Here is a 16,459-nt window from a genome sequence, read left to right as displayed (position 1 = left end):
GGGTTAGCGCCGGCGGCGGCCATAGGTTCGGTAGACAAACGCCAGGACCTGGGCGACGGCCTCGTACATATCGCCCGGGATTTGCTGGCCGATCTCGACGACTTTGTGGAGACGCCTGGCGAGAAGCTTGTTTTCGACGATCGGAACCCGGTTTTCACGCGCGATCTCTTTGATCTTCTGGGCGATCAAGTCCTGCCCCTTGGCGACGACGATCGGGGCGCCGGACGCCTCGTCGTACTTCAACGCGACGGCGAAGTGCGTGGGGTTCGTCACCACCACGTCGGCGGTCGGCACATCTTTCATCATGCGCTTGCCCGCCATTTCCCGCTGCATCTTCCGGACCTTCGCCTTCATCTGCGGATCGCCCTCGCTTTGTTTCATCTCATCCTTCACTTCCGTGAGGGTCATCTTGAGATTCTTCTCGAGGTCGTATTTTTGATAGGCGTAGTCGGCGGCGGCCAGCAGGAACAGCCAGACGGAAACGCGGATACCGATCGTCCAGAGAATGGCGCCGACCGCGCTCATGGTGACGGGGAGAGAGACGCCCATCAGCTTGATGATCGTGCCGTCCGCCAGGGCGTCGCGAATGACGGAGTAACAGATGCCGGCGACGATCGCCATTTTGGCGATCCCCTTGGCCAGCTCCACAAAGCCACGCGCGGAGAACAGGCGCTTCAAGCCGTTGATCGGATTGACCCGATCCCACTTCGGCGCCATCGCTTCCGGCGTTACGGCAAATCCAACCTGGCCGACGTTCGCCACCACGCCCAGCACCGTGGCGATCAGCAGCGCGGGCACAACGATGCGCCCTGTCCAGAGCAGCGCCCGCATCTGCCAGATGTGCACCGTGTTGAAGTTAAACTCGGCGTCATGAGGATTGAACAAAAACGCCGATTGGATATTGGAGATCAGCGACTGGCCGGCGACACCCGGCAGCGCCACGTGCATGACGCTGACCAGCGCCAGCAGCACGGCGGCCGTGGAGAGATCGGGAGACTTCGCGACCTGCCCCTGCTTGCGCGCTTCCTCGCGTTTGCGCGGCGACGCCGCAAATGATTTTTCTTCGCCTTCCGGCATGACGGATCCTCAGTGTCAGTGATGAAACGCGCGCAGCGCGGTAAAGATGTCATCCGGCGAGCTGATCACGAGATGGCCGACGACCAGCGTGAACAGGGGAATGACGGCGATCACAACGGTCAAGCCGACCAGGATTTTGACGGGAGCGCCCACGTAAAACACCTGCATCTGCGGCATCGCCCGGTTCAGCAGCGCGAACGCGATATCCGTGATCAGCAGAACGGCGGCGCTGGGCGCGGCGATCTGCACGCCGGCCACGAGGAACTGAAACATCAGATCCGTCATCACCAGGCGCGAGTTCTCATTGAAGATCATCTGCGCCGCCGGCAGACGGACAAAGGAGTGCACCAGCGCCGCCAGCATCAGCCAGTGCCCATTTCCCAGCAAATACAGGACCAGGGAATACTGGTACTGGAAGTTCGAGATCGGCGAAACGGTCTCATTGAACTGCGGATTGAACGTGGACGCCTGGGTGAAGCCCATCTGGTAATCGATGATGCTCCCCGCCACGCGTACAGCGACAAAGAGAAATGAGACGACCAGACCGATCAGCAGGCCGATCGCGATCTGTATCAGCAAATTACTGACCGTACTGTAAAGATCGGCGGGAACCTGCTTGTCCAGAGTCGACTGGACGACCGGCAGCACCGTAAATGAAATCACGGCGGACAGCGCGATTTTGACCTGGCTCGGCACCTCGCGATTGCCGAACACCGGGGCGGTGACAAACAGCGACGTGACCCGCGCAAAGACCTGCAAGAACTGCCAAAATTCGCCGGCGGAGATCGCCGTAAGGTTATCGAACATGAGATTGGGTTTTAATGGATCACGGTGGGCAGACTGCTGAACATCCGCGTCGTAAAGCCGACCACGGACTGAAGCATCCACGGGCCAAGAACGACGATACAGCCGATCATGATCACGATCTTCGGGACAAACGAGAGCGTCTGTTCCTGAATTTGCGTGACGGCCTGAAACAAGCTGACCAGCACGCCGACCACAAGAGTCAGCACGAGAATCGGCGCCGTCAATTGCAGCACCACCACAATGGCGCTACGAGCCAAATCGAGAACCTGAGCGATATCCATCCCTTACCCCCATCCCATTTCTACCATACTTTTACCGGGACGGGAAACAAAAAAGCCGCCCGGACAATGTCCGGACGGCTTCTCTGACAGGGGGAATTCGCTATTCGCGATAGACGGCTACCTGCGTGGGCGTCTCCCACACGGAAACGCTCACCAGCGTTCCACGCTCGAACGTCTCGCGCTTCAGCTCATCATAGACATGCTTGGCGATGTTCTCCGCCGACGGCGAGAGGTCTTTGAAGGCCGGCAGATCGTTCAAATATTTATGGTCCAGAGTCTCCAGCACGCCATTGAAAACGCGCTTGACGTCCGTAAAGTCGATCAGCATGCCGAACCGGTCCAGTTCGGTACCGGCGTAAGCCACTTCGATTCGATAATTGTGCCCGTGCAGCTCTTCGCAGGGACCATTGTAGTCGAACAAGCGATGCGCGCAGGCGATGGTTTTTTCTACTCGTATCTCAAACATAACGGGGTCACAAATTCCTGATGGACTCGCCAACTCTTAAAATCTTACTCGGAAAACCTTACAAATTTTTGACAAAGCGATTATCCTCGTCCACGAGGATCGCCTTGGGAACGACGGGTTCATCGGAGAGGAGGAACGACGCGACGATCACGACATCGCCGACGCGCGCCTTATGCGCCCCCGCCCCATTGATCCGAATGATGCCGGAGCCTGGCTCGCCCGCAAGCGCATAAGTCGTAAAACGCTCGCCGTTGGTCACATTCCAAACGTGCACCAGTTCTCCCGTCCACAGATCGACGGCCTCCAAAAGCAGCGAATCGATCGTGATGGATCCGATATAAGACAGGTCCGCCTCGGTGACGGTCGCCCGGTGGATTTTGCTCTTTAGCAGCTGGCGCAGTTGCATAACATCGACTCTTCCTTTCCCGCGCATCGCCGCCGGCCCCTGCGCCGGTTCCGCCATGCGCCTGCCATTATCTTACCCGCGCGGGCTGCCGTTTTGCGCGGGCGCCGCGCGCCGGAACTTTGGGAGCCGCCGCCTCGACATCGGGCTCGGACGCCGCCACGCGCGCCTCGTTCATGCGCCGCCGCATGCTCAAAAGACCGCCCAAGACCAGCAGCATCGTCCCGATCCAGACCAAATTGATCATCGGCCGAGTCGAAACTTCCAATTGGAACGCCTCCGCCGGCGGCCCGCTGTCTTCCCGCAGCGCGAACGATCCCGCCTCCGTCATCGCGCCCGCGTTCGGATTCGAAGCGTCGGCGCTGCCGGCATTCATCCCATTGAATGAGATCAGCCAGCCGCCCGGCAAGGGCAGCTCGGGCGAATCAGGCATCGCCGGGTTGTCTTTGTGGGTTACGAACTGCGGCGAAACCGTGGTGGTCTTGCCCTGATACGTCACTTCGACCACGCCGTTGACCGGAAAGACGTCGGGCATCTGGCCTGTCTGCTGCACAAACGCCGCCGCCGCCGGATCGCGGTCGAACCGAACGAATTTGAGCGTATAGCCGTGGACATGCGCCTCGCCGCCCAGCTTGATCTTTGGCTGGAACAGCGGCGTCTTATAGAACAGGTCGGGACCGTCCTTGAGCGACAGATACAGGTCGCCGCCGGCGTGGTGGACAATCGCCGGGTGCCCGAAGAGCTTCTTCTCGCCGCCTTGAATCGCCCGCATGGCGAACGGCATCAGCGCCGTAAAATCTTCCCGCTTGTCCTTGGAAACGACATGGAAGCGCAGGGCGTTGTGCTTGTCTTTATTGAAGTCGGACGTCTGCCCCAGATACGTCATCGTGTACCGACCGTCCAGCACGCTCTGCGGTTTCCCCTGCACCAGCAGCACATTGGGATCCTTCTGGACGAACGTCGCCAGGCTCACGATCCCGATCAGCAGCAGGGCCGCGCCGACATGCGACAGCGCGCCGCCGGCGGTCCAGACATTGATATGTTTCTGGCCGGCGGGCTTGATCTGGCGCAAAAGAAGCGCGTTGGCGATCAGCGCGAACGCCGATGTCGTGAACAGCAGGACCTGCACGGCGAGCTTGAAGCCGAACAGCGGCGTCCCCAGCGTCCGGCTCAGCACCATGAACCCAACCGCAAGGACGACGGCGCCGCCGTACGCCCACATCAGCCGGTCGCCATTCGCCTTGCCGCGCTCGCGCCACGCCAGATGCGGCCCCAGCCCCAGTCCGATCGCCAGCAGCAGGGCAATCGGAAAGTTCGCCTTGTTATAGAAATCTTCGTGGATGGAGGCGAGATGCACGGAGGGATCGAACTTCTGCGCGATGCCGGTGATCAGCGGAGCAGACATTCCGACGCCTGAGATGATCGCGCACAGCGTAAAGAGCACAATCGACATCAGAAACGCGAATTCACGCGTCGCCGGCTGATCCCACTGGTTCGGCTTTGTCGGAACGTTCTTAGCGCGCCAGATCAGCAGGCCGAAGCCCACAACAAGCGCCGTCAGCAAACCGCCGAGCAGAATATTGTTCGCGACGCCGCCCAGCGTGGAAAACGAGTGGACGCTGAACTTCTCGAGCACGCCCGACCGCGTCAGGAACGTCTCATACAGCGCGGTGACATACGGCAGGATTCCCATCGCCAGCAGCGTCCGCCCCAGGCCGCCGCGAACACGATTGACCTGCGCCGCATGGATAAAGCCCAGCAGGAACATCCACGGAACGAACGGGCCGTTCTCGACCGGATCCCAGGCCCAGAAGCCGCCCCACCCCAGCATTTCATACGCCCAGTAGCCGCCCATCATCATCGCGAGGCCCATGATGGAGAAGCCGAGCAGCCCCCAGGGAAGCGCGCGTTTCAGCCAGTTGTCCCAGTCCCGCCAGATCAGCGCCTGAATGGCGAAGGCGAACGGAACCGTCAGTGTGGCGAATCCCAGGAAAAGCGTCGGCGGGTGGATCACCATCCACGGGTTTTCCAGGTTTGGGTTCAGCCCCAGCCCTTCCGTGGGAGCGGGCATGCCGTGCGTGTCCAGCGGCAGAAATGGCGATCGAATGGCGAGCAGCGAAATGAGGAAGAGCAGCGTGACGTTAAAAACCGGCATGACACGGCGCTCGGCCGGCCCTGACGTGACGGCCAGCGCCGCGCCGATAATGCCCGTCCAGAACGCCCAGAGGAGAAATGAGCCTTCCTGGCCGGCCCAAAACGACGGGAACCAGTACAGCGGATCCATGGCGCGCGCCGAATGCTCAAACACATACGCCGAATCGAATCGGTGAGTGACCAGCAGCGTCCCGAGCGTCCCCGCCGCCGCCACGATACAAAGCAGCGTGAAAAAGAACAAGCCGCGCCCGGCCCGCGCAAGCGCCGGCTGCTTCGCGCCCGCGAGATAGCAGACCGTGGACGCCAGCAGGGCGATCAGCCCGGCCCAAACGGCAATGGAGCCGAAAAGGAGCATGGTTATTACTTTCTGGATGACTGCGGGGCGACGCCTACGCCTTGCCGTAACTCCGTTCGCCGCTGTCGTTGGAGCCCTGATACTTGCTGGGACACTTCACCAGCAGATTTTCCGCGACGAATGTCGATGTCGCCGGGCTGTAGCTGCCCTGCGCCGTGATCTTGGTCGCTTTGGTCATCGCCGTGTCCAGATCTTCGGGCTTGGGGCCTTTGAACACAACTGGCATGGTTTCGCCCTTTTCGTCCGTCAGGGCAAAGTGCAGAGCGTGCTCGCTGGTGTTGTACTGCATCGTGCCGGCGGCGGGAGCGCCCATGATCTGTACGGTTTGCCCCGTCGCCTCGCGCGCCTCGGAAAACGGCACGTAGTTGATGAGGCTGCCCTTGAACAGCTTGGCGCTGAACACCAGGCAGGAGATGATGATCACGACTCCGATGATCAATCCCGTGGGTCTCATAAGGCGTCCTCATCTTCGGCGCGCAGCGCCATCTGTCGCTCCAGCGACTTGATCTTTTTATCCATCGTCCACAGATAACCCCACACGCTGATCCAGATGATCAGCGGCACGAGCATCAAGGGGACCATTTGCGTATTCATTTATTGTCCCGTCTCCACAATGACAAAACCCGAGGCGGGCGGCGGGGTGCGCCGCGCCGCGAGGCGGCTCCGAATGGCGTCCAGCGCCACATGCTGCCGCCATACCCAAACGTAAACCAGCGTTAGTCCAAGCACCCCTACCCACAGGACCAGTTTGTACTCGGGACTTAACCCGTCTTTCGTCGTAATCGTTCCCTTCGGGTGCAGGGTGTCGGGAGTAGAGTTCGGCAGAATGTATGTTAGAAATGGGACGCAGAGGGTCGCGAAAATGCCGTACGCGGCGCCGATTACCGCCTGCTTACGCTCATCCGTGATCGCCGACCGCAGCGCGAAATAGGCGGCGTAGATCATCAGCAGCAGAATGATCGCCCCTTGCTTAATGTCCCAGTTCCAGTAGGTCCCCCACTGCGCCTTGGCGAAGATCGCGCCGGTCACCGTAGTCAAAATCCAGAACAGCAACGACAGCTCGGCGGAAACGCGCGATTTCACGTCATGCATCGGCCGGCGCGTCGCGAGATAGGCGATGGCGTACCACATGGTGACGCCGGAGGCGATGGACGCGACGATCGAGCAGGGTACGTGGAAGACGACGATGCGCGCCAGCGCCGGATTGCGGAATCCTTCCGCGGCGGGCAGCCAGAGGAAACCCGCAACCGTCGTGGCGCAAAGCATCAGCAGGAGCAGGACCTTGGGGATCTGCGCCAGAGGGGAGCCTTGCGGCGCGGACGCCGCAGAAGGTTTCGGCGCTCCAAAACCGGAGCGTTGACTATTATTCATGCCAGACATATTCAAAAAGCAGGAAAGACGCCGTCGTCATCACAATTGCATACGCGCCCAATACCCCCACATCGTTCCGCGCGCGAAGGATATGGACAGGAATTGCGTCAAATGCCCCCACCGTCGCCTGCACCGCCAGAAGCGCGAGCGGCATCAAGACGGGAAACGAAATGATGGCGTGCAATGCGCTCTTGCCGGACGCCGCATGTGCGATCAGGGCCGCCGTGAAGGTCGCGGCGCTCGCCAGCCCCGCGCCGCCCATCGCCAGCACCGCCAGAAGCAATCCGAGCTGGAGTTTCTCCACCGGCATCAGCAGCAGAAACAGCGGGACGCTCACCAGTTCAACCACGCCGATCAGCGCCAGATTGAAAAGCAGCTTGCCGGCGAAGACCGCCGAGGACGGCGCGGTCAAACGCAGGATCGCCGCCGTGCCAGCCTCTTCCTCCCGAACAAATACGCGCGACAGTCCCGAAAGCGCCGCGAACAGCAAGATGATCCAGACCAGCGCCGCTTTGACATCGCCCCGGACACTGGCGCCGACCAGCACCGCCGAGACCATGACTACCGTGATCACCGCGAACAAGACCACGGCGCTCAGCGCATAGCGGGTGCGCAGTTCGACGCGCAGTTCTTTGGCGAAGACGGCGGCGGCGCAATCGACCCAGCGGCTAACGGTCGCCGAAGTGGATGCGCCGGCCGCCCCAGCGTCCGATTTCGTCTGAATCATTGGTTGCAATTACGGCCATTCCGCCGGCTTCGGTATGCGCCGTCAAGATCTCGTCCGCGACCCGCCGCCCCTGCTCGTCCAGCATGGCGGTCGGCTCATCCCAAAGCAGCACGATCGGCTCCGCGATGAGCGAGGCCGCGAGGCGAACGCGCTGCCGCATCCCCGAAGAATACGATTTGACCGGCGTCCGCCGCGCGCGCGCGGTCAATCCAAGCCGGTCCAGCAGCGCATCGGCGTCGATCGCCAGGCCCCGAAGGCGCGCGATAAACTCCAAATTTTCAATCGCCGTCAGCTCTTCGTATGGGTTGACGTCCGGCCCCGCATACCCCAAATACTCACGCAGCGGCTTCGGGGCGCCGTCGCCGCCAGCGTCCAATGCGATGCGGCCGATGTCGGGGCGCGTCAATCCCGCCGCGATCTTCAAAAATGTGCTTTTCCCGGTCCCGTTCGACCCACTGACAACCACGCGGTCGCCGGGGCTAAGCGTCAGGGACAGCCCGGAAAACAAAGTCCGCCCGCGATACGACATCGAAAGATCTTCCATCAGCAGACGCAATATCACGATGCGATTATACCTGAAGCGATCTGTGACGCGCAATCGCCGCCGCCCAACTTTGTGAAATTCATCACAACTGTTTCCGCCGAGGGATTGTCCGAACTCCATGCGTCAGGATATAATGGGTGGATGCCTCGTATCAATACAGTATCGGTCGTTTCTCTCCCAGTCCTCCTCCTTTGTTTGATTGAGGCTGCCTTTTGAACGCACAGCAGCGCGCCTCCATCGCCGCCATCCTGGGCTTAATCGTCCTCGCGGGAGTCACTTTCAGCTTTTTTTGGTGGCTGCGCAAGCATCAAACCGCGACGGTTCCGCCGACGATGACGGTCACGTTTCTGGAGCTTTCCAGCGGAAGCTGCACGCTGATCCGCACGACGGATAACCGGACGATCCTCGTCAACGACGGCGGCGACGTCTCCGGACAGGAAGTCGTCCGCTCCCTGCACAAGGCCAGGATCACGCAGATCGACCTGCTCGTCCTCGCATCTCCTTCCCTGTCGGAAATCGGCGGCACGACCGCCCTGCTCGATTCGCGGATCCCGATCAAATCCATCTGGAACAGCGGCGTGGACGACGGCGATCCCACCCGCGAACGTCTAATCCGCCGCATCCGTCTCAAACGAATCCCTTATCGCGTTGTCCACGCCAATGAAAAAGCGGCGATCGGCGACAGCGCCATGCGTCTTTCCGTGCTCTGGCCGCAGCAGCGCAGCCCGCGCGCCTCACTGGACCCGCTCATCTGCCGCGTCGACTTCGGCCAAACCGCCATCCTGCTCGCCGGCTCCTGCAACGCCGCCGCCGAGCCCTACCTCGTGGCGGACGCCCCCGAGGACCTCGCCTGCGACATCCTCCAGGTCCCCGACCACGGCGGCGGCGACGGCACCTCTTTGGAATTCCTGCGCCTCGCCGGTCCCGCCACCGCCGTCATCTCCTGTACGCCCCAAGAACCGCCCGACCCCGGCGCCCTGCACCGCCTGCAAGCCGCCGGGGCCGGCATCTGGCGCACCGACATGCAAGGCGCCGTCACCGTCACCACCAACGGCGTCTCCGCGCCCCAGGTGACGGGGGCGAAGCTGTAGGCCGCTCGTTGACTTACGGCCTTTCAAAAGGGTATACTTTTGTGATGCAGGAGAACGTTTCACAATCATTGATCGGAATGACCGCGCAGGAGATTCGCGGCGCGGTTGCGGCGGCGACGGGGCTGCCGGAGTTTCATGGCGGACAGGTCGCCGATTGGCTTTATCGGCGGATGCTGCCGGATCAGCGCGGCGGGTTCCGCGCTTCGTTTGAGGAGATGACGAACCTTCCACTGGCGGCGCGGACGCAGCTGGCGGAGGCGTTTCCCGCGAAACCCATTTCCCTTTTGGAACGGCATGAGGACACGCGCGACGGAACCGTCAAGCTGCTGGCCCGCCTGACCGAAGGCAACTACCCTATCGAATGCGTGCTGCTGCCCGACAGCAAGCGCGTCTCCGTGTGCCTTTCGACACAGGCCGGATGCGCGATGGGATGCGTGTTTTGCGCTACTGGAACGCAGGGGCTGACGCGCAATCTTTCGGCGGGCGAGATTGTCGGCCAGTTTTTGATGCTGCAATCGGAGTCCCAGCGGCGCATTAGCCACATCGTTCTGATGGGCATGGGCGAACCGCTTCTTAACTACGACAACACGCTGAAGGCCATTCGCATTCTGAACTCCGAGTGCGGAGTCGCCATGCGGCATATCACGCTTTCCACCGTGGGCATCGTCCCAAATATCGACAAGCTGGCGCAGGAAGATTTGCAGATCACGCTGGCCGTATCGCTGCATGCGCCTAACGATTCGCTGCGGCAGCGGCTGGTCCCAGTCGCGAAAAACTATCCGCTGGCGAAACTGATGTCGAGCTGCAAGGCGTACGCCAACCATACCAGCCGCCGGTTGACCTTTGAGTACGTTCTTCTCAAGGAAGTCAACGACCGGCCGGAAGACGCCCGTGAATTGGCCCAGCTGATGAAGGGCATGCCGGCGGCGCTCAATGTCATCCCCTACAACCCGACCAGCGTGACCGAAAGCTTTGGACGCCCTGAGCCCTCGCGCATCGCCGCCTTCCGCAAGATCCTGGAAACCGCCGGCGTCACCGTGACGCAGCGCAAGGAGCGCGGACAGCAGATCGCGGCGGCCTGCGGCCAGCTCGTCACGCAGTCCACGAAGCGCACGCCGGGTATGCGTGAACTTCCGGTGCTTTCGGGGACGGTCTGATCATGCCGGCGGAAGAACGGAACGTTTTGTCGCCGGAACCCATCTCCGGCGACGCTCCCGCTCAAGAAACTGCGGAACTCGCGCCGGAACCGCTCACATTCGATGAAGCCTACGCGCTTCTCGCCGCGTTTAAAGCGCCTCCCGTCATTTCCCTTCTCCAAGAAAAAGATTACCTTCTGCTGCGCGCCACGGTGTTCTCCGGGTTCCGGATGAACCACCAGGGGCTCGGCAACCCCGTCGTCCGCCGCCGTCTGGCCGAGGAGGCCGCGCGCAACGGCGCGTTTGCCCAGCGCCTGCGCGATCTCAGCGAGTCGGACGATTCCCTGAAACCGGCGCCCTCGGCGTCCAAACCAGAAAAGGTGTCGGAGCCGGACGATGTCAAGCGCCGGGAAGAAGAGCTGCATCAAGAGCGCCAGAAGCGCAAGCGCGATCGTGATGAGGCGCGCGAGCAGATCGCGGCGCTGAAGGAACGCGTGCGGGAAGCGGAACGGCGGGAATATGAGGCCGGCGCCGCGCTGCGCGCCGCTGAGGCCGAGCGCGACACACTGGCGCAGACCGCCGAAAAGCATTCCCTGCGCATCGCCCGCCTGGAGCGCCAAACAGCGCGTCTCACCAACGAGCGGGGACAGCTGCTCAAATCGCTCGCGGGCCACGCGCCCGGATCGCGCGGCGCCGCAAACCATTCCTCCAAAGCCAGGACCATACATACGGCTTCCAAAGACGACGTTTGGGAAGAAGCCGTCCGGCATCTCATCGATAAGAACAAGCACGATCTGGCGCTCAGCCTCGCGAACGATGTCCTGCGCGCCGATCCCAATAACCTCGCCGCCCTCGATATCGTCGCGCGGGTGATGGAGGCGTCGGGCGATCCGCGCGCCGCGTCGATCTCCGCGCGCGCCCTGGTGACGGCAAGTTTGGGACGCGGCGACATCCGCGCGGCGACCGACGCGATGGTCAAGCTGCTCCTGATCGATCCACAGACGCCCGAGGCCGAAAAGGTCTCCCGCGCGTTCGTCGCCTCCATTCGCACGGATGACCGCGAGATTATCAAGCACGCGGGCGCGGCGTTCGCGCGGCTGCGCAAGCTCAATGGACAGGCGTACGCGCGGCTCCAGCAGCAGATCCGCAAGCAGCTCCCCGCGGCGCTGGCCGACACGCTGGATCCCGCGCCCGGCGCGCTCGGCCCCGACGACGTGCTCCCTCTCCCCGGCTTCTTCCCATACCCGCTGACCGCCGCCGCGATCCTCTCCGCAATCGACCGGGGAGATCTACCGATTGTCGCCAGCGTGCGTAAGAGCCTGGCGCATTGCGAAACGTCGGATCCCGCGCTCCATAGCCGTCTGATCGCCGCGCTGGAGCTGGCCGCCGAAGGCGACCGCTCCTATCTCGGTCCGCTGCAAAAGAAGCCTTTGGGATCTGTCGTCGTCGACGCCAGCAACGCCGCCTGGTTCGATCAGGAATCGCTGACGGCCGGCCGCGCGCGCCTGAAACCCATCCTGGAACTGCGCCGCGCCCTGCGAGGGCGGGGGTATTTTCCGGTACACTTGATGGGCGACGCTCCCCTGCCCTACACGATCGATGATCCCGACGAACTGCGGCTCATGATCGCGCGTGAGGAGATCACCATCGTCGACTCAGGCACCGACGCCGATGTCGTGCTGCTGCGCGAAGCCAAGCGCCTGCGCGCCCCATTAGTAACGAACGATTATATGGCCGACTGGGATCCCCAGGGAGAAGTGACGAAGCTGCGTTTCGATCTGCCGCCACATGGCGGCGCTTTATTCTGGACATAACGCCGACCAAGGCGACTGAGCGACCACCATGACACTGGAAGAACAATTCAATCGTCTTATTCAGATCCTCCAGCTGATCGACAGCGAGCCCTGGCAATGGGACGCCGCCGACCTGGAGTCGAAGTTCAATGTCTCCCGCGCCACCATTGAGCGGGACATCGCCATTTTGCGCCAGTGGGGGCAGATCAAGCGCAAAAAAGGCAAGTTCGGCCTCGCCGAGATGAAGTTCCTGCCGACCTCCTTCACCCCGCCCGAAGCCCTGGCCCTGCGCATCGCCGGTTCCACTTTCGCCGAGCAAGCCGGCGCCGGATACCGTGACGCCCTCGCGACCGCGCTCAAAAAGATCGACCAGGTTCTGCCGCAGCGCATCTCCGCCGAGATTCGCCGCGCCCACGCCCGCGTCGCCGTCAGCCAGCCGGTCGTGCGCGAGTTCTCCGCCAGCGTCTACCAAGATCTCCAAAACGCGATGATCCACCACAATCCCGTGGACATCACCTACTTCTCCCGCAGCCGTATGGAGCCCTCCAAGCGCCGGGTCGATCCTTACGGCCTCACTTTCAAGATCGGCGCCTGGTACATGGTCGGCTTCTGCCACCTGCGTCAGGGCATCCGCACCTTCGGCCTGGACCGCATCAAATGGCTGCGCGTCGAGGATAAGCTGCATTTCCGCTATCCCGCCGACTTCGACCTTCAGGAGTGGCTGTCCAAAGGCTGGCAGCTCCAGGCCGGCGGCGAGCCCACCGAAGTCGTCGTCCGCTTCGCCCCCAGCACCGCCTCCTGGATCCTCGGCGGCCAGTGGCACCCGACTCAGCGCATCGACAAACAACCCGACGGCTCCGTTCTCTTCCGCGTCATCGTCTCCGGTTATCAAGAGATCCTCTACTGGGTGCTCTCCTTCGGCGAACAAGCCGAAGTGCTGGAGCCCGCGCCCCTACGCGTCGCCGTCGCCGACGCCGCGCGGAAGATGGTGGGGATTTACGATGCACCGAAAGAAGGCACCGTCAAACTAATCTGAAGCAGCGAGAATTTACCAAGATGTGGATATTCAGTTATTTTCGACAGATCTACGGCGGGCGCGTGGAAGTCACCCCAAACGGCATCGAAACGGTTCCGCTGACAGAGGAAACGATGTCCGCCGAATCGCTCCATCTAGCCTACAGCCAGGACGGCGTGATCTGGACGCCGCTTAACGACAACAAACCTGTCTTAAACTCTATCGCGAACCAATATATCATCCGCGATCCGTTCATCCGCAAAGGACTGGACGGCTGGTTTCACTTGCTCTCGACCGGCGGCGCCACGCGCCGAGATATCGGCTACGCCCGCTCGCGCGATCTGATCGTCTGGGAGGATCAGCGCTCGATCCCTATCATCCAAGGCGACGAGCGAGCGCGCAACGCCTGGGCGCCCGAATTCCATTACGACGAAGCGCAGAGAAACTACTTTGTCTTCTGGTCATCCTCCTACGGCAGCGAAGGCTGGGACGACAGCCGCATCTTCTGTTCCCGCACCACGGACTTCCAGACCTTCACCCCGCCTACTGTCCTCCTGGACGCCGGCTACACGATCATCGACGCCACCATCGTCCCCGCCAACGGCCAATGGTATATGATCTTCAAAGACGAGCGATTCGGCTACAAACACGGCGAACACCGCTTCATGCGCGTCGCCAGCGCCCCCGCGCTGGGCGGCCCCTACACCGTCCTCACCGACGCCATCACGCCCCAGCTCACCGAAGGCCCCGCGCTCTACCGCCCCAACCCAAACGCCCCCTGGCATCTCGCCTACGACTACTGCATGGCAGACGGCTACGGCGTCTCTATTTCCAACGATCTTCTGAACTGGACGATTTTACCCGAGGCTACGTTTCCCGCGAACGCCCGGCATGGGAGCATCTTTGAGATTACTGACGCCGAGTTTGAGCATGCGCAAAATGCGCTGTCTCATAACCAATAATACTTTTGATGCGACCGAAACCAATTTCAGTAAAACGGCGTATAGGGACGTAGGAGGTTTCTTCATGAAACATAAACGAGGGACCATTGTGATATTGGTTGGAGCCTCACTTTTGGGACTGATCGCGTTTGCTTTAACTTACCATGTGATGGCTAGAGGAGCGACTAACCGCTATATTGGCTCACCACTCGCGGGCTACTGAACCGAGCCATGCCGATGCACTTATTTTTTCAGCAAATGATCGGTCTGTGCGTAAGTGGCCTCTGCTTCGTGGCTGTGTGCGCGTTGATCTTCTGGCCGCTTGAGGAATTATTCGATGGCGACAAAGCAGTTCGACCCAAGTTCAAAGATCTCGCCGCTCTCTGGTTCTATCAATCGTTCGGCTTATGGATCGCAGCGGGAATTATTTACGAGATCGCCTTCTTCTTGAAGCAGTTTTTGCCTGCGCCATGGCTGTTGTTTGTAAAACAACAGCCTTTTTGGCTTCAGGCGACGGCGGCGCTCCTCATGGCCGAGATATGGGTTTACGTCTTTCACCGCTTGGCGCATACGCTGCCGTATCTATGGAAGTATCACCGCGTTCACCATACTGTCGTTGACATGACCTGGAGCGCGGCTTCACGCCAGCACCCGGTGGATTTCCTGCTCATCATCGTCGGCGCCAATCTGCCGGCGATGATCCTCGGCCTCGATCTCAAACCCATCGCGTTATTGGTGATCCTGGAGAGGATCTACACGGTGCTGCTTCATTCCGATCTAAATATCCACTACGGCCGGTTCTCCCAGATCATCGCCAGCCCAAGACTGCACCGCCTCCACCATTCGCCCATATGTCGAAACAAGAACTACGCCGGAATTCTGAGTTTTTTGGATGTCATCGGAAATACGTTCCAGGCTCCTGTCACTAGACATCAAGCAGGAAATATCCATGACCTGCTCTCTCCCACGACGGTCGCTGACGAACCAGGGCGTACACAGGTAGACGCTTAGACCGCCGCTCTACTTGGGCAGTCCGTTCAATCCTTCGGCATCGGGCATTCCGCCACGATCTCCGCGCGGCGCTCGGGGATCAAAAACGCTCCCACATCCATGCTCGAATACACCGGCCACACGTGCGCGGCGCCGCAAGCAGTACAGATATATTCGATGGCGATGCCTTCTTCGCCGTTGGGAACGAACTTGCATTCCATGTAGATAATGCTGTCCGTCTCCAATTTCGGCTCCACGCCAAGTACGTCCCGCATACCGCGATTGAGGATATACATCCCCTTCTCTTCTTCCCGCTCGCGTTCACTGCGATGGTAATCCTGGTACTCGGCGATGAGTTTCGCGGCCAGGACTTCTTCTTCTGGGGTCATTGTGTGTATCCAATCTAAAACGAAGAGAGCCTCGCAGACGCTGCGAGGCTGTGATATGCAAAATCTTGTCTCAGGAAGCTACGCAGCCTTCTGACGTTTGGGCGTTCGCCGCTTCGCGCGGGACGCGCGCGGAGGGACGATTTGAAGAACAATCGGCTGATCGTTTTTGGGAAAACGCGGGGGTACGCCAGGCAAGATAACGTCACCAGGCTTTTCGTTGTCGTACCGGGCCAGCATTTTAAGTAAATCTTCTCGGGTTAAATTCTGGATTCTTTCCAGAATGCCCTCCATTACGCCAGGATCATCAATCCGTCCTCGATATCCCATGATTCCATTCTCCCCGTAAAGCCAGAGATAATCTTATTCAAAGTGTACCAGCTTTAAGTCTTGAATACAACCCGCATTGCGCACAGCGATTTGGGTATGCGTAAGACTTAAGATTTTGGAGCCATCGTAGAGTGGAGCCCCTTCCGCAAAGCAACTTCGTACGGTATCAAAATCGCCGCCACCCTGTGTGTACTCTTCGCAAAATTTATCAATGACAATGCGATCCAGACGATTAGCCCCTCGACTATTGAATGGAAGAGCAACTCCTTGACTGGCAAAGGCGTGGGCAAGCTTATTGTAGACTGATCCAAGGTCGGAAAAATAGTCAGTATCTAAGAGATTTAAGCAATCGCCAAGCACGATCTCTGCACGCAGAACCGCCGCTTGATCACCATATCGCTTTTGCGCCCAATCCCATGCCCGATAAGGCGCATATTCCCAGAAGTAAACCCCAGAACCTAACCAATCGTAGTCGTTTGCTGATTTATGAAACGGCTCGCCGTTCAGCAACCGATTGGCGATGTCGAGGTCGCAGCCGTGATAGCCGATGATGGATTGAGGGGCGCGGACAATTGTCATTGAAGTGAATATG

The 16,459-nt window shown here is 60.5% G+C and carries 20 protein-coding genes; 6 read left to right on the top strand and 14 right to left on the bottom strand.

Annotation, left to right across the window (positions count from 1 at the left end; translation table 11 throughout):
• Positions 1 to 3 precede the first annotated feature (3 nt).
• The 11 genes from flhB to D5261_RS21950 form a co-directional block, all read right to left on the bottom strand.
• Positions 4 to 1,077 (bottom strand): flagellar biosynthesis protein FlhB, encoded by a 1,074-nt coding sequence (flhB, locus tag D5261_RS22000; protein WP_119322017.1) that lies wholly within the window; start codon positions 1,075 to 1,077, stop codon positions 4 to 6.
• 15 nt (positions 1,078 to 1,092) lie between these two features.
• Positions 1,093 to 1,884, bottom strand: a complete 792-nt coding sequence (gene fliR / locus D5261_RS21995; RefSeq protein WP_119322018.1) for a flagellar biosynthetic protein FliR — start codon at positions 1,882 to 1,884, stop codon at positions 1,093 to 1,095.
• Positions 1,885 to 1,895: 11 nt separating this feature from the next.
• Positions 1,896 to 2,165 carry a flagellar biosynthesis protein FliQ gene (fliQ, locus tag D5261_RS21990; protein ID WP_119322019.1) on the bottom strand — a complete coding sequence of 90 codons (270 nt, stop codon included), beginning with the start codon at positions 2,163 to 2,165 and terminating at the stop codon, positions 1,896 to 1,898.
• A gap of 100 nt (positions 2,166 to 2,265) precedes the next feature.
• Entirely contained in the window at positions 2,266 to 2,631 is a 366-nt protein-coding gene (queD, locus tag D5261_RS21985; RefSeq protein WP_119322020.1) for a 6-carboxytetrahydropterin synthase QueD, read from the bottom strand.
• A 58-nt stretch (positions 2,632 to 2,689) separates the two neighbouring features.
• Complete coding sequence (gene panD / locus D5261_RS21980) at positions 2,690 to 3,037, bottom strand: aspartate 1-decarboxylase (protein ID WP_119322221.1); 348 nt, start codon at positions 3,035 to 3,037, stop codon at positions 2,690 to 2,692.
• Between the two features lie 67 nt (positions 3,038 to 3,104).
• A complete protein-coding gene (gene ccsA, locus D5261_RS21975) occupies positions 3,105 to 5,543 on the bottom strand; it encodes a cytochrome c biogenesis protein CcsA (RefSeq protein ID WP_119322021.1) in 2,439 nt (812 codons plus the stop codon).
• Positions 5,544 to 5,577: 34 nt separating this feature from the next.
• Entirely contained in the window at positions 5,578 to 5,997 is a 420-nt protein-coding gene (locus tag D5261_RS21970) for a cytochrome c maturation protein CcmE domain-containing protein (protein WP_119322022.1), read from the bottom strand.
• Positions 5,994 to 6,137: a CcmD family protein gene (locus D5261_RS21965; RefSeq protein WP_119322023.1), complete on the bottom strand. Its 144-nt coding sequence runs from the start codon at positions 6,135 to 6,137 to the stop codon at positions 5,994 to 5,996. The genes D5261_RS21970 and D5261_RS21965 overlap by 4 nt, the downstream gene beginning before the upstream one ends.
• Entirely contained in the window at positions 6,138 to 6,914 is a 777-nt protein-coding gene (gene ccsA / locus D5261_RS21960; RefSeq protein ID WP_165864276.1) for a cytochrome c biogenesis protein CcsA, read from the bottom strand.
• Positions 6,907 to 7,641, bottom strand: coding sequence for a heme exporter protein CcmB (locus tag D5261_RS21955; protein ID WP_119322025.1), 735 nt, complete (start codon positions 7,639 to 7,641; stop codon positions 6,907 to 6,909). The genes ccsA (D5261_RS21960) and D5261_RS21955 overlap by 8 nt, the downstream gene beginning before the upstream one ends.
• On the bottom strand, positions 7,583 to 8,203 hold the full coding sequence (locus tag D5261_RS21950; RefSeq protein WP_165864278.1) for an ABC transporter ATP-binding protein: 621 nt from the start codon (positions 8,201 to 8,203) through the stop codon (positions 7,583 to 7,585). The genes D5261_RS21955 and D5261_RS21950 overlap by 59 nt, the downstream gene beginning before the upstream one ends.
• Before the next feature lie 194 nt (positions 8,204 to 8,397).
• Between D5261_RS21950 and D5261_RS21945 the strand changes: the two genes are divergently transcribed.
• The 6 genes from D5261_RS21945 to D5261_RS21920 all read left to right on the top strand — a co-directional run bounded on the left by D5261_RS21945 (position 8,398) and on the right by D5261_RS21920 (position 15,172).
• The gene (locus D5261_RS21945) at positions 8,398 to 9,276 is read left to right on the top strand and encodes a ComEC/Rec2 family competence protein (RefSeq protein WP_119322027.1); all 879 of its coding nucleotides are present in this window, start codon (positions 8,398 to 8,400) and stop codon (positions 9,274 to 9,276) included.
• Positions 9,277 to 9,344: 68 nt separating this feature from the next.
• Complete coding sequence (gene rlmN / locus D5261_RS21940; RefSeq protein ID WP_301002139.1) at positions 9,345 to 10,433, top strand: dual-specificity RNA methyltransferase RlmN; 1,089 nt, start codon at positions 9,345 to 9,347, stop codon at positions 10,431 to 10,433.
• Positions 10,434 to 10,435: 2 nt separating this feature from the next.
• Positions 10,436 to 12,226 carry a hypothetical protein gene (locus D5261_RS21935; protein WP_119322028.1) on the top strand — a complete coding sequence of 597 codons (1,791 nt, stop codon included), beginning with the start codon at positions 10,436 to 10,438 and terminating at the stop codon, positions 12,224 to 12,226.
• Positions 12,227 to 12,254: 28 nt separating this feature from the next.
• Complete coding sequence (locus D5261_RS21930; RefSeq protein WP_119322029.1) at positions 12,255 to 13,241, top strand: helix-turn-helix transcriptional regulator; 987 nt, start codon at positions 12,255 to 12,257, stop codon at positions 13,239 to 13,241.
• A 20-nt stretch (positions 13,242 to 13,261) separates the two neighbouring features.
• Positions 13,262 to 14,182: a glycoside hydrolase family 43 protein gene (locus tag D5261_RS21925; protein ID WP_119322030.1), complete on the top strand. Its 921-nt coding sequence runs from the start codon at positions 13,262 to 13,264 to the stop codon at positions 14,180 to 14,182.
• A 210-nt stretch (positions 14,183 to 14,392) separates the two neighbouring features.
• Positions 14,393 to 15,172 carry a sterol desaturase family protein gene (locus D5261_RS21920; protein ID WP_119322031.1) on the top strand — a complete coding sequence of 260 codons (780 nt, stop codon included), beginning with the start codon at positions 14,393 to 14,395 and terminating at the stop codon, positions 15,170 to 15,172.
• A 26-nt stretch (positions 15,173 to 15,198) separates the two neighbouring features.
• Here D5261_RS21920 and D5261_RS21915 read toward each other — a convergent pair whose 3' ends face one another.
• The 3 genes from D5261_RS21915 to D5261_RS21905 form a co-directional block, all read right to left on the bottom strand.
• A complete protein-coding gene (locus D5261_RS21915; RefSeq protein WP_119322032.1) occupies positions 15,199 to 15,540 on the bottom strand; it encodes a hypothetical protein in 342 nt (113 codons plus the stop codon).
• A 78-nt stretch (positions 15,541 to 15,618) separates the two neighbouring features.
• Positions 15,619 to 15,867, bottom strand: coding sequence for a hypothetical protein (locus D5261_RS21910; RefSeq protein ID WP_119322033.1), 249 nt, complete (start codon positions 15,865 to 15,867; stop codon positions 15,619 to 15,621).
• 33 nt (positions 15,868 to 15,900) lie between these two features.
• The gene (locus D5261_RS21905; protein ID WP_119322034.1) at positions 15,901 to 16,446 is read right to left on the bottom strand and encodes a hypothetical protein; all 546 of its coding nucleotides are present in this window, start codon (positions 16,444 to 16,446) and stop codon (positions 15,901 to 15,903) included.
• Positions 16,447 to 16,459: the final 13 nt, after the last annotated feature.

The organism is Capsulimonas corticalis, assembly GCF_003574315.2.
Taxonomy (GTDB): Bacteria; Armatimonadota; Armatimonadia; order Armatimonadales; family Capsulimonadaceae; genus Capsulimonas; species Capsulimonas corticalis.
The sequence above is the reverse complement of the archived record's forward strand: the minus strand, read 5'-3'. Positions and strand labels throughout refer to the sequence as shown.